The following is a 12,188-nucleotide window of genomic DNA, read 5'->3' as shown; positions in this document are numbered from 1 at the left end:
ACCAGGCTCTTGTAGCCGAAGATCGGCTTGCGGCTGAACACCGGCAGGATCTCCGTCGCGATACCGAAGAACGGCAGCGCGATGATGTACACCTCGGGATGGCCGAAGAACCAGAACAGGTGCTGCCAGAGGATGGCGCCGCCGTGCTCGGGGTTGAAGACCTGTGTTCCGACCATGCGGTCGGCGCCCAGGGCGATCAGGGCCGCCGTCAGGACCGGGAAGGCGATGAGCACCAGCACGCTGGTGAGCATCGTGTTCCAGGAGAAGATCGACATGCGGAACATCGTCATACCGGGAGCGCGCATGCACAGCCCGGTGGTGATGAAGTTGACCGCCGCCAGGATGGTGCCCAGACCGGACACGGCCAGGCCCAGGATCCACAGGTCGCCGCCCAGTCCCGGGGAGCGCACGGCGTCGGACAGCGGCGTGTAGGCGAACCAGCCGAAACTGGCCGCGCCGCCGGGGGTCAGGAACCCGCTGACGACGATGAGGCTGCCGAACAGGTACAGGTAGTACCCGAACAGGTTCATCCTCGGGAACGCCACGTCCGGCGCGCCGATGTGCAGCGGCATCATGATGTTGGAGAACCCGACGAACAGCGGGGTCGCGAACATCAGCAGCATGATCGTGCCGTGCATGGTGAACAGCTGGTTGAACTGCTCGTTGGACATGAGCTGCATGCCCGGGTAGAGCAGCTCGGCCCGCATCAGCAGGGCCAGCACGCCACCGAAGAGGAAGAAGGCGAACGAGGTGATCAGGTACATGTACCCGATGACCTTGTGGTCGGTCGACGTCAACCAGTTGACGATGATCGACCCCTTGCGCGACGGCGCCTGACCGTCGGTGCGCGCTGTACTCACGGTCGTGGTCATGACTCGTCATTCTCCTCGGCGTCGGCCGACTCGGTGTCGCCCTCGGTGTCCTCCACCTCGGCCTCGTCACCCTCGTCGGTCGCCTCGGCTGCGTCGGCACCCTCGGTCTCCTCGGGGGCCTCGTCAGCACTCGCGCCCTCGGCCTCGGCACGGGCCGCGGCCTCCTCCAGCTCGACCGTCTCCTGCTCGGCGAGGGAGGCCTGCTCCGCGGCCCACGCGTCGTAGTCCTCCTGGGACATGACCTCGACGTTGAAGAGCATGCGGGTGTGGTCCGCGCCGCACAGTTCGGCGCAGCGGCCGACGTAGGTTCCGGCGGTGCCCTCCTGGATCTGGACCTGGAAGGCGTTCTCCCTGCCGGGGATGACGTCCATCTTGAACGCGAACTCGGGGATCCAGAACGAGTGGATCACGTCGGGCGAGCGCAGGTCGAAGTGCACGACAGCGCCCTCGGGGAGGACGAGGGTGGGCTGCGTGGAACGGTCGGCGGTGCCGTCCGGGTTGGGGGTACCGACCTCGGAGAACTGCACCTCGCCGCCGTCGCCCAGCGGCTCGTCCAGGTAGTTGAACTGCCAGGCCCACTGGAAGGCGACGACCTCGACGTTGACGTCGGCTGGCTCGTCGGTCTCCAACAGGTAGGCCTGATCGCGCGCGGTGAAGTAGAAGAGCACCGAGATGACGACGATCGGCAGGATGGTGTAGAGCGCTTCGATGGGCATGTTGTACCGCACCTGCGGCGGCAACTGCTCAGAGCGCTTGCGGTGGAAGATGACCGACCAGATGATCAGTCCCCACACGAGAATGCCGACCGCGAACGCCGCCACCCAGGAGCCCTGCCAGAGCGAGAGAACCCGCTCGGCCTGCTCGGTGATCGGCTCCGGCATGCCCAAACGAGTGAGATCGTTCGACGCGCAGCCGGTCGCGGCCAGCCCCAGCACGGCGAGCGCGGCGCCGCGTGGTGCCCATCGGCGCATCTTGGAGCGCCGATTCTCTTGGCGGGTCGGACTCACGGATTGCCTTCCCAGCGGTGAAGCCCGCGGATCGTCCGCGGGCGGCCTAAGTATCCAAAGCTTGTCAGGGGGAAACATTATCGCGAACCGTCCGGCGTCCTGTTCATGGGCTGACCTGGTCAGCGTGTTGCCCAACAGCCCGTCCGGGACACGTGGCGGCGCGCGGAGCCGGGCCCGTTCGCCCTCGGAGGATGACCCTCCCGGCTGGCTACGGGGCGCGGCCCGGCGCGTCCCCCCGGGCCCCCGTCCGCGATCGTTCGCCGTCGACCGGCGCGCGGTGCGCGAGGCGGGACCAAGGTGAGCGTATCGCTGGGTTTACGACACCCTTAACCGGGTTCGCCTTAGCCGGAGGGGCGGGTCAAGATTGGGACACAGGACGACAACACCAGGGGGGACGACCGTGTCCGAGTATCCGTACCAGCGGCCTCAGGTGACCGTGGAGGCGGTCGGCCGCAAGTGCCCGATCCCGATCCTCATGCTCGCCCAGCGCCTGCACGAGGTGCCCATCGGCTCCGTCATCGCCGTCACCGCGGACGATCCCGCCGCGAGGGCGGACATCCCCGCCTGGTGCCGGATGAAGATGCACGACTTCGTCGCGGAGGAGCCCCTGGCCCGGGGTAGCGCTTATCACATCCGCCGCAGGTACTGAAAGATCACGTCCGGTCGCGGTTGCGTTGCGGTAACGATGTGGCGCGCCGGAACCGGCGGCCGGCGCACGCCACGGCCCCGGACGCGCCAGAGGCCGCGCGGACGCTGGGCGTCCACGCGGCCTCTGCCCGACTCGGGACCCCGAGGGGCCCGCGGGTGTGCCGTTCCGGTCCCGGGCGGGGCCGGAGCAGCGCTGCCTAGCGAGCGTAGAACTCGACGACGAGCTGCTCGTCGAAGGGCACCGGGATCTGCTCACGCTTGGGGCGGTCGACGACCGCGATGCGCAGGTCCTGGTGGCTCACGGCGAGGTGGCCGGCGATCTTGTCGTCGGCGTGGACGCCCTCGGCGGCCTCGACGAACGGGACCATCTGGCGGGACTTCTCCCGAACGCTGACGATCTGGCCCGGCTTGACCTGGAAGGACGGGATGTCGACCTTCTTGCCGTCCACGGTGATGTGGCCGTGGTTGATGAACTGGCGGGCGGCGTAGATCGAGGCGGCGAAACCGGCGCGCAGCACGACCGTCGCCAGACGCAGCTCCAGCTCGGCGAGCATCTCCTCACCGGTACGGCCGGGGCGCTTCTTGGCGTTCTCGTAGACGCGCAGCAGCTGCTTCTCGGTCAGGTCGTAGTACCAGCGCACCTTCTGCTTCTCCGCCTGGCGGACGGCGAAGTCGCTGCTGTTGCGGCGGACACGGCGGCCGTGCTCACCGGGCGGGTACGGACGCTTCTCGAAGTAGCTGACCGCCTTACGGGTCAGCGGGGTGCCGGCGCGCCGGGACAACCGCACCTTCGGTCCGGTGTAGCGCATGCATAGTCCTTTCACAGTGAATCAGGGAATCCCAGGTAAGGCTGGCCTAGATCTGGGAGGCGCCTGCGGCGCCCGAGTCCCGCCGACGGTGCGGCCGGGACGGGTTCCCACCGTCGCGGCGACCCGGCGCGGACGGCTTGGGCTCGGAAGGCCCGGCACGCGTTTCAGCGCACCGGGTGGCACGGGGCTCCCCGTGCTGGTCGGCCGGGGCCGACCGTCGGGCAGCGGCCCGGTACGGGACCGGGTCGTGCGGGTCGCGACTCACCACTCTACGGGTTCGAGGACACCACCCCGACCAGGACGCCGCGAACCGGCCGGGGCGGAGTTCCGGGATCACACGAACGGGGCGACCTCGGCGGCGGCCTCGGAACCGTAGGAGCGCTCCAGGCGCTCGCTCAGGGAGGCACCGGTCAGGGCGTACTCCTGGGGGCCGTCCGCCTCCAGGCAGTGCGCGGCGGTGGCGTTGCCGACCTGCGCCGAACGCTCCAGGGACAGACCCCAGGAGTGGGCGGCGATGAAACCGGCGCGGAAGGCGTCACCCATGCCCGTGGGGTCCACGAGCTCCCCGACGGCGGCGGAGGGGACGTGCACGCTCGGCTCGCCCCTGCGGTCGATCCGCGCGCCCTTGGCGCCCAGGGTCGTGACGCGGGTGTCCACCAGGTCGAGGATCTCCTCGTCCGACCAGCCGGTCTTCTGTTCGGCGAGCGCCTTCTCGTACTCGTTGCTGAACAGGAAGGCCGCCCCCTCGATCAGGGAACGGACCTGGTCGCCGTCCATCCGGGCGAGCTGCTGGGAGGGGTCGGCGGCGAACGGGATGGAACGCGACCGGCACTCCTCGCTGTGGCGGACCATGGCGGCCGGGTCGTCGGCGCCGACGAGGACGAGGTCCAGTCCGCCGACGCGGTCGGCGATGGGCTGGAGCTCGATGTTGCGGGCCTCGGCCATGGCGCCCGCGTAGAAGGAGGCGATCTGGTTCTGGTCGAGGTCGGTGGTGCAGATGAAGCGGGCGGTGTGCCGCAGCTCGGAGATGTGGACCGCCGAGGTGTCGACGCCGTGGCGGTTCAGCCAGGCCCGGTACTCCTCGAAGTCGGCGCCCGCCGCTCCGACGAGCACGGGGTTGAGGCCGAAGCCGCCCATGCCGAAGCAGATGTTGGCGGCCACCCCTCCGCGCCGTACGTCCAGCTCGTCGATGAGGAAGGAGAGGGACAACTGCTGGATCTGGTCAGGGATGATCTGCTCCGAGAACCGGCCCTGGAAGGTCATCAGGTGATCGGTGGCGATGGATCCGGCAACCGCGATACGCACGGGACGAGGGCTCCTTGCTGGGGAGGCGTCAGTCGGTGTCGACCTGGTGGGCGCGGCCGCGCCCGTTCGGACTGCCCCAGGGTATACAGGGGCTCACCGCTCTCGGGCGAGGACCGCTCGGAAGCGGGCACGGCGGAGGGGAGGGCGGTCGTGTCCGCCCTCCCCTCGGGTACCGCACCCCGGCCGGTACCGGGGTCAGGAGGATCGCCGTGTGGCGTGGCGCCTAGTTGAAGGAGTCACCGCAGGCGCAGGAACCGGTCGCGTTGGGGTTGTCGATGGTGAACCCCTGCTTCTCGATGGTGTCGACGAAGTCGATCGTGGCACCGACGAGGTAGGGGGAACTCATCCGGTCGGTGACGACCTCGACCCCGCCGAAGTCGGAGACCACGTCCCCGTCGAGGTCACGCTCGTCGAAGTAGAGCTGGTAGCGCAGTCCCGAGCAGCCGCCGGGCTGAACGGCGACGCGAAGACGCAGGTCGTCGCGGCCCTCCTGCTCCAGGAGCGCCCGGACCTTGGCGGACGCCTCGTCGGTGAGGATGATCCCCTCGGTGACCTCGCTCTGAACCGTCATGTTGTAAAGCTCCTCTGGAAAGGGGTCGCGGCTGCCTGGCCACCCCGGGTGGCGTACGGGACGGGCCCGCCTCGACGGGTCCGGTCCTCCTCAACGGGTGTCAACGCCCGGGGGCGATACCGCATTCCGCCGCGCGGCGGCTGTGTTCTCCCTGCCGCCGTGGCCCCCGGTCGTGGAGTGGCCACGGCTACGGACGATGTCCGTGTGTCGTTACAGGGTAATCCTCCCGCCCGTCACCCGCCACCGCCCATGTGGGCGCTTCGCGCACGGATGGGACACCCTCAACCGACGGCCCCGGCCGCAGCACCCCCGCACCGTCACCCGCCACCGCCCATGTGGGCGCTTCGCGCACGGATGGGACACCCTCAACCGACGGCCCCGGCCGCAGCACCCCCGCACCGCCACCCGCCACCGACTGCGGGGCGCCTCAGCGCGACCAGCGGCGGGCGACGGCCGCGGACATCGAGCGCAGTTCCTCGGCCGAGCGGCCCATCGCGGCCTCCACCGAACCCGCCGACTCCACCAGGGAGTAGGTCTCCGTGATTCCGGCCGCGGCCGCCTCGGCACGGCCGACCTTGACCACGCCCGCGGTCACCACACACGGAACCCCGTGCTCACTGGCCATGCTCGCGACCCCGTGCGGAAGCTTGCCCCGCAGGGACTGCGAGTCGAAGGAGCCCTCACCGGTGATGACGAGGTCCGCGGCACAGAGGCGTTCGGCCAGACGGACCGCTTCGAGGACCCGCCGGACACCGGACTCCACGGTGCCGCCCAGCAGGAGCAGGCCGAAACCGAGGCCCCCCGCGCCGCCCGCACCGGGGACGGCGCGGATCTCACCCCGGGGGTCGACCCGGTCGGCGAACGCCGTCAGCGCGGCGTCCAGGCGCTGGACCTGGTCGGGATCGGCGCCCTTCTGCGGACCGAACACGGCGCTGGCCCCGTGGATGCCCAGGAGCGGGTTGTCGACGTCGGTGGCGGCGACGAGGCGGACGCCGGACACGGCCCGACGGGCCGGTTCGAGGTCGATGCCCTCGGGCGCGTCCGCGAGGGGGCCGCCGCCGTGGCTGAGCGCGGCGGCCGGCCCCGCGCCGAGGGCGGCCAGCATGCCCGCCCCGGCGTCGTTGGTGGAGCTGCCGCCCAGGCCGACGACGACGGTGGTGGCGCCCGCGTCGATCGCCCGGGCGATGAGTTCACCGACGCCGTGGCTGGTGGTACGGCCGGGGTCCCGGTCCGCGGGCGGGACCAGGTGGAGCCCGCAGGCCTGCGCGCTCTCCACGTAGGCGGTGCCGGTCTCGGTGTCCAGGAGGTACTCGGCGGTCACGGGAGCACCGAGGGGGCCGGTGACCCGGGCCTCGTACACCTTGCCGCCCAGGGCGGCGTGCAGGACCTCGACGAAACCCGGGCCGCCGTCGGAGAGCGGAAGCAGCTCGGTCGTGACGGAGGGATCGGTCCGGCGCCACCCCTCGGCGACGGCCTGGGCGGCCTCGACGGCGGAGAGGGTTCCGGCGAACTTGTCTGGGGCGATGACGATACGCACGTGGCCATTGTGCCGGTCTGTTCCCTGCCACACCAGACCTTCAGCGCAAATTTATCCGTTTGGTGGATTTTCAGTTCCACATAACGGAATTATTGTCCTAGGATCGCAGCCCCGGAGCCCCGTAGACCGGGAACCAGCGCGACCGGTCGTCCTCGACCGGCAGATCGGCGCCGATCGCGGCCTCGACCTGCAGTTCGAGGGCGTTGTCCCGCCGCTGCCCGCCCAGGGGCGCGAACGGGTAGAAGGTGCCGCGCTTGTACAGGTAGACCAGGCCCAGCGCACGGTGCCGCGTGTCGGTGAACCCCACGAGCGAGCACAGCAGTGAGGGCCCGTAGCCGTTCGCCTCCAGCGTCGAGTTGACCGCGTGCAGGTCGGTGACCAGACCCGAGATGTCGGAGTCGGTGACCTCCCCCTCCCCCGGTTCCGTGCCCGCCGTGCGCATGACCAGCCAGGTGTAGCCGTAGTCGTCGGCCACCTGCTCCACGGGCGGCCCGTCACCCGAGCTGAGCAGCGCGGTCACGTCGCGTTCCAGATCGGCGAAGTCGGCGCCCTCCGCCGCCCGGAAAGCCACCGACCCGGTACCGGTGGGCGAGAAACCCGCCGACGCCCTCAGGGTCAGGGCCGCGGAGGGCAGTGCGAACAGGGCGTCCAGGTCGGGGCGCGCGGGCTCGGAACGGCCCAGGATCGCGCGCCAGAGTCTCTTCACGGGTACCTCGCCTCGGTGTCGTGGAGTGGTGGTCAGGACCCCTGGCCGAGTTGCCGGGAGATCTCGGCCAGCTGGGCCAGGCGCTGGTCCACCGGGGGATGCGTGGCGACCAGGCTGCTGATGCTGAACCCCTTCCGGGTGAGGGCGGGGGCGAAAAAGAAGGCGTTGAACGGTTCCGCCTGCCGCAGATCGCGGGTGGGGATGCGGGCCATGTCACCGGTGATCCGGGTGAGCGCGCTGCTCAGCGCCGACGGACGACCGGTCAGGTAGGCGGCGGCGCGGTCCGCGGACAGCTCCCGGTAGCGGGACAGCGCCCGGGTCAGCAGGAAGCTCAGTGTCCACGCGATCGCACTGACCAGCACCACCAGGAGGGCGATCACCGCGGGCGCCGGCCCGCCGTTGTTGCTCCGGCCCCCGGCCGCCCCGCTGAACGCGGCGAAGCGCAGGCCCGCCTGGGTCAGGAAGCCCGCGACGATGCCGAGGAAGCCGGCGATGGTCATGACCATGACGTCGCGGTGCGCGACATGGGACAGCTCGTGGGCCAGGACCGCCTCCAGCTCCGGGCCCTCCAGCCGCCGGAGCAGCCCGGTCGTCACACAGATGACGGAGCTCTTCTCGCTGTGCCCGGTGGCGAAGGCGTTGGGCACGTCGGTGTCGGCGATGCCGACGCGCGGTTTGGCCATGTCGGCCATGGCGCAGAGCCGGTCGATCACGGCGTGCAGCTCGGGGGCCTGCTGGGGGCCGACCTCGCGGGCGCCCATGGAGAACATCGCGATCCGGTCGGAGGCGAAGTAGGAGAAGAGCGCGAACCCTCCGACCACCAGGAGGACCAGCCAGACACTCATACCGACCAGGACCAGACCGACGACGAAGGCGACGTAGACCAGGGCGAGCAGCCCCATGGTCGTCACCATCCGCGTGGTGAGCCCTCGGTCCGGTCTGAACTTCGAACCCGCCATGACGACTCCTCCCGATCCGTGGTTCGAAGTCTAGTTCGCCCAGGTCGGAAAGGGTTTCCAGACACACCACGGCCACCGTGACGAGGAGGGTGTCACGGCGGCCGTGGATGAAGCACGCGCACGCTGGCCCCTGGCACGGCCGACCCGATCACCGGTCGGCGCGCTCCGTCGTGGGCCGGGCGGTCCGCCTGGACGGAGGGCGGTGCGCCCGGACCGGGGCCGTGGGGTCAGCCGGGGATGAGGCCGTCGTCCTGGAGCATCTCCCGTACCTCGTCCATCGTGGCGTCGGCGGGCGGGAGGATCACCTGGGAGGGCTTGAGGTCCTCGGGCGGCAGCGGCCTGCCGTCCGCGCGGACCCTGGCCAGCAGGTCGTGCAGGGCCTGACGGAACGTGGCCTCGTCACCGGACTCGATCGCCGCCTCCAGCTGGGCGTCGACGGAGTTCAGGACGTCGAGGTCGGCGTCGGTGAGGTCGAGCTGCCCCTCACCCAGGATCCGGACGATCACGAGCCCTCCCGGTTGTTGCCACCCTCGATCTGCGGGGCGGAGCCGCCGTTGCCCTGGCCGAGCTCCATCTTCATGCGCTCCAGCTCGGCGTCGACACCGGAGCTGCTGGCCATCCGGTCCAGCTCGGCCTGGATGTCGTCCTTGGCGGTGCCGGTGACGTCGTCGAGCGCCCCGGAGGCCAGGAGTTCGTCGACCGCGCCCGCGCGGGCCTGCATCTCGGCGGTCTTGTCCTCGGCGCGCTGCACCGCCATGCCGACGTCGCCCATCTCCTCGGAGATGCCGGAGAAGGCCTCGCTGATCTGCGTCTGGGCCTGGGCGGCGGTGTAGGTCGCCTTGATGGTCTCCTTGCGCGTGCGGAAGGCGTCCACCTTGGCCTGGAGGCGCTGGGCGGCCATCGTGAGCTTCTGCTCCTCGCCCTGGAGGTTCGCGTGCTGCTCACGCAGACCCTCGATCTGGCTCGCCAGGCCGGAGCGGCGGGTCAGGGCCTCGCGGGCGAGGTCCTCGCGCCCCTGGCCGAGAGCCGCGCGGCCCTGGTTCTCCAGCTTCTCGGACTGCTGCTCCAACTGCTGGATCTGCAACTCGACGCGCTTACGGGAGGTGGCGACGTCCGCGACGCCGCGCCGAACCTTCTGTAGGAGCTCAAGCTGCTTCTGGTATGAGTAGTCGAGTGTTTCCCTGGGGTCCTCGACCGAGTCCAGGGCCTTGTTGGCCTTGGACTTGAAGATCATCGAAAGTCGCTGAAACACGCTCATCGGCGTGGCCGTCCCCTTCTCGGTGCGTACATCGGCTGTTCCCAGCGGGCGCTTCGCCCAACCCTACGCGGTCTGGCCCGCGGTCGCCATAAAGCTGTGACCGGCTACCCTGAAGGTGTGTTCCGACGTCGCTCCGCCACCGCAGCCACGGATTCGAAGACTTCCGAATCCACCAGCCAAGAGGCCACTGAGGCCACCCAACCTAAGGGATATACCCCTAAGAAGGGTGTCCCCACCCCAAAGCGCAAGGAATCAGAACGGGACCTGCGCAGGCCGCTCAACGTCCCGCAGTCGCGCAAGGAGGCCTACCGGGCCTACCAGGAGCGCCTCGACCGCCAGCGCGGGCGCAAGGCCCGGGGCGCGGGTGCCCCCAAGGGTGAGGAACGCTACTTCCGCCAGCAGGACATGGGCGAGGCCCGGGCCTACGCCCGCGACTTCGTCGACTCGCGGCGCTGCGTCAGCGAGTTCTTCCTCCCCCTCTCCGTCCTCATCCTCGCGCTGTCCCTCGTGAACGTGCCCCTCGTGCAGATGGCCGTGTACCCGCTGTTCGTGCTCATGCTGGTCACGATCGTCACCGAGGGCGTCATCGTGGGCCGCACGGTCAAGAAGCGCGCGGCCGAGTACTTCCCGGACGACCCGATGGTCAGGGGCGCGGGCTGGTACGCGGCGATGCGGCAGATCCAGTTCCGCCGCCTGCGCCTGCCCAAGCCCCGGCTGAAGGTCCGCGAGGACCCCACGCCGCGCCACGCGCGCTGAGGTCGGCGACCGCGAACCAGTGAGCAGGGCCGGTGCGCGCACCGGCCCTTCACCCGCACCGTTTCGGGAGCGCTCCCGGTACAGCCCCGACGAGCCTCGCGCTCGTACGCACTCCCCCGCTACAGTGCTCCGCATGGAGTTTCGGCATCTGGGCAACAGCGGCCTGGTCATCAGTGAGATCGCTTACGGGAACTGGATCACACACGGATCCCAGGTCGAGGAGGAGACCGCCGCCGCCTGCGTGCGCGCGGCACTGGAGGCGGGTGTCACCACGTTCGACACCGCGGACGTCTACGCGCAGGGCAGGGCGGAGGAGGTCCTCGGCCGCGCGCTGAAGGGCGAGCGCCGCGACGGGCTGGAGATCTTCTCCAAGGTGTTCTGGCCCATGGGCGAGGGCAAGAACGACCGCGGCCTGTCACGCAAGCACATCGTCCGCGGCGCGGAGGACTCCCTCCGCCGTCTGGGAACCGACTACCTGGACCTGTACCAGGCGCACCGGTTCGACTACACGACCCCGCTGGAGGAGACCATGCGGGCCTTCGAGGACCTGGTCCGCCAGGGCAAGGTCCTCTACGTCGGCGTCTCGGAGTGGCGGGCCGAGGAGATCGAGCGCGCGCTGAAGATCGCCGACGAGATGGGGTTCGACCGCCTCGTCTCCAACCAGCCGCAGTACAACATGGTGTGGCGGGTCATCGAGTCCGAGGTCGTACCGGTGTGCGAGCGCGAGGGCCTCGGCCAGATCGTGTGGTCGCCCATCGCGGGCGGGGTGCTCACCGGCAAGTACCGCCCCGGCCAGACCGCGCCGAGCGGTTCACGCGGGGCCGACCCGAAGAGCAGCCGCTTCGTCAAGGACATGACCGAGGACGAGGAGCTGCTGCGCAGGGTCGCCGAACTGGAGCCGCTCGCCGCCGACGCGGGGCTGAGCATGGCGCAGCTGGCCGTCGCCTGGGTCCTGCGGAACCCGAACGTGTCCGCCGCGATCGTCGGCGCCTCCCGTCCGGAACAGGTCCGCGACAACGTCGGGGCGGCCGGGGTCAAGCTCGACGACGCTCTGGTCGCCCGCATCGACGAGATCCTGGGCGACAGCGTCCGGCGGGACCCGGCACTCACCCGCAGCCCGGAGGACATCCGCAACCTCGGTTAGGTTTCCGGATCGGTCACCCGAGCAGGTGTCGTTCGGGCGCCGCCCGGCCTCTGCGGGACGAGGCGGCCCCGGGCGGGCCGAGGCGAACACGGCGCCCCGGTACCCGAAGCGGGTGCCGGGGCGCCGCCGCGTCCGGGGGTCAGCGTGCCATGTCCCAGGACAGGTGGGACCGGTGCAGCCGCCTGGTGCGCCAGAGGCGCCCCAGGTCGGAGCGGCTCTGGTGGGAGAGCTGGACGTGGAAGTAGTTGACGTGCTCGGCGACGGCGAACAGCCACATCCCGGCCGCCGGCCACACCCGCGTCCAGAGGGTCCCGTCGAACAGGGACCAGGCGAGGTAGGCGCCCGAGGCGAGCAGGAGCGCGACGTTCGCCCGCAGCAGGATGCGGAAGACCGGCATCCCCGCCGGTCTCGGCGCCCGGGTGCGCAGCTGGTACATCTTCACCCACCAGTAGGCGCTGCCCTCGACCAACAGCAGGGCGCCCAGCCCGAACCCCACCAGGTTGGCGGGGGAGGGCGGCACACTGAGCACACCGAAGAGGACGAGGGCGAACAGGGGGATGTTGACGAGTTCGAGTACCGCGAGGTTGCGGAGGACGGGAAGCATGTTCTGATGGTC

At 70.2% G+C, this 12,188-nt stretch carries 14 protein-coding genes; 3 read left to right on the top strand and 11 right to left on the bottom strand.

Annotated elements, in window-relative coordinates; translation table 11 throughout:
* Together ACTVAJ_RS08130 and ctaC are read right to left on the bottom strand one after the other, a co-directional pair.
* A partial coding sequence (locus tag ACTVAJ_RS08130; protein ID WP_470387449.1) for a cytochrome c oxidase subunit I occupies positions 1-872 on the bottom strand: 872 nt, incomplete at its 3' end.
* On the bottom strand, positions 869-1,843 hold the full coding sequence (gene ctaC / locus ACTVAJ_RS08125) for an aa3-type cytochrome oxidase subunit II (RefSeq protein ID WP_470387448.1): 975 nt from the start codon (positions 1,841-1,843) through the stop codon (positions 869-871). The genes ACTVAJ_RS08130 and ctaC, both read right to left, overlap by 4 nt.
* A gap of 436 nt (positions 1,844-2,279) precedes the next feature.
* Here ctaC and ACTVAJ_RS08120 point away from each other — a divergent pair, with 436 nt between their 5' ends.
* Positions 2,280-2,528, top strand: coding sequence for a sulfurtransferase TusA family protein (locus ACTVAJ_RS08120; protein WP_470387447.1), 249 nt, complete (start codon positions 2,280-2,282; stop codon positions 2,526-2,528).
* Positions 2,529-2,724: 196 nt separating this feature from the next.
* On the opposite strand, the gene rpsD is transcribed toward ACTVAJ_RS08120, so the two are convergent.
* The 8 genes from rpsD to ACTVAJ_RS08080 all read right to left on the bottom strand — a co-directional run bounded on the left by rpsD (position 2,725) and on the right by ACTVAJ_RS08080 (position 9,672).
* Complete coding sequence (gene rpsD / locus ACTVAJ_RS08115) at positions 2,725-3,336, bottom strand: 30S ribosomal protein S4 (protein ID WP_470387446.1); 612 nt, start codon at positions 3,334-3,336, stop codon at positions 2,725-2,727.
* A 333-nt stretch (positions 3,337-3,669) separates the two neighbouring features.
* Complete coding sequence (locus ACTVAJ_RS08110; protein ID WP_470387445.1) at positions 3,670-4,641, bottom strand: carbohydrate kinase family protein; 972 nt, start codon at positions 4,639-4,641, stop codon at positions 3,670-3,672.
* Between the two features lie 223 nt (positions 4,642-4,864).
* A complete protein-coding gene (locus ACTVAJ_RS08105; protein WP_028649670.1) occupies positions 4,865-5,212 on the bottom strand; it encodes a HesB/IscA family protein in 348 nt (115 codons plus the stop codon).
* 427 nt (positions 5,213-5,639) lie between these two features.
* Positions 5,640-6,749 carry a glycerate kinase family protein gene (locus tag ACTVAJ_RS08100; protein ID WP_470387444.1) on the bottom strand — a complete coding sequence of 370 codons (1,110 nt, stop codon included), beginning with the start codon at positions 6,747-6,749 and terminating at the stop codon, positions 5,640-5,642.
* 97 nt (positions 6,750-6,846) lie between these two features.
* Positions 6,847-7,455 (bottom strand): PspA-associated protein PspAB, encoded by a 609-nt coding sequence (pspAB, locus tag ACTVAJ_RS08095; RefSeq protein WP_470387443.1) that lies wholly within the window; start codon positions 7,453-7,455, stop codon positions 6,847-6,849.
* A gap of 32 nt (positions 7,456-7,487) precedes the next feature.
* Positions 7,488-8,414 (bottom strand): zinc metalloprotease HtpX, encoded by a 927-nt coding sequence (htpX, locus tag ACTVAJ_RS08090; RefSeq protein ID WP_470387442.1) that lies wholly within the window; start codon positions 8,412-8,414, stop codon positions 7,488-7,490.
* 227 nt (positions 8,415-8,641) lie between these two features.
* Positions 8,642-8,920, bottom strand: a complete 279-nt coding sequence (pspAA, locus tag ACTVAJ_RS08085; RefSeq protein WP_470387441.1) for a PspA-associated protein PspAA — start codon at positions 8,918-8,920, stop codon at positions 8,642-8,644.
* Positions 8,917-9,672, bottom strand: a complete 756-nt coding sequence (locus tag ACTVAJ_RS08080) for a PspA/IM30 family protein (protein ID WP_470387440.1) — start codon at positions 9,670-9,672, stop codon at positions 8,917-8,919. Before ACTVAJ_RS08080 ends, pspAA begins: the two co-directional genes overlap by 4 nt.
* Positions 9,673-9,789: 117 nt before the next feature.
* Here ACTVAJ_RS08080 and ACTVAJ_RS08075 point away from each other — a divergent pair, with 117 nt between their 5' ends.
* Together ACTVAJ_RS08075 and ACTVAJ_RS08070 are read left to right on the top strand one after the other, a co-directional pair.
* Positions 9,790-10,428 (top strand): DUF3043 domain-containing protein, encoded by a 639-nt coding sequence (locus tag ACTVAJ_RS08075; RefSeq protein WP_470387439.1) that lies wholly within the window; start codon positions 9,790-9,792, stop codon positions 10,426-10,428.
* A 133-nt stretch (positions 10,429-10,561) separates the two neighbouring features.
* Positions 10,562-11,572 carry an aldo/keto reductase family protein gene (locus tag ACTVAJ_RS08070; protein WP_470387438.1) on the top strand — a complete coding sequence of 337 codons (1,011 nt, stop codon included), beginning with the start codon at positions 10,562-10,564 and terminating at the stop codon, positions 11,570-11,572.
* A 139-nt stretch (positions 11,573-11,711) separates the two neighbouring features.
* Here ACTVAJ_RS08070 and ACTVAJ_RS08065 read toward each other — a convergent pair whose 3' ends face one another.
* A complete protein-coding gene (locus tag ACTVAJ_RS08065) occupies positions 11,712-12,176 on the bottom strand; it encodes a hypothetical protein (RefSeq protein WP_470387437.1) in 465 nt (154 codons plus the stop codon).
* Positions 12,177-12,188: the final 12 nt, after the last annotated feature.

This window comes from Nocardiopsis sp. KDC1DS13DA1, from assembly GCF_055632325.1.
The sequence above is the reverse complement of the archived record's forward strand: the minus strand, read 5'-3'. Positions and strand labels throughout refer to the sequence as shown.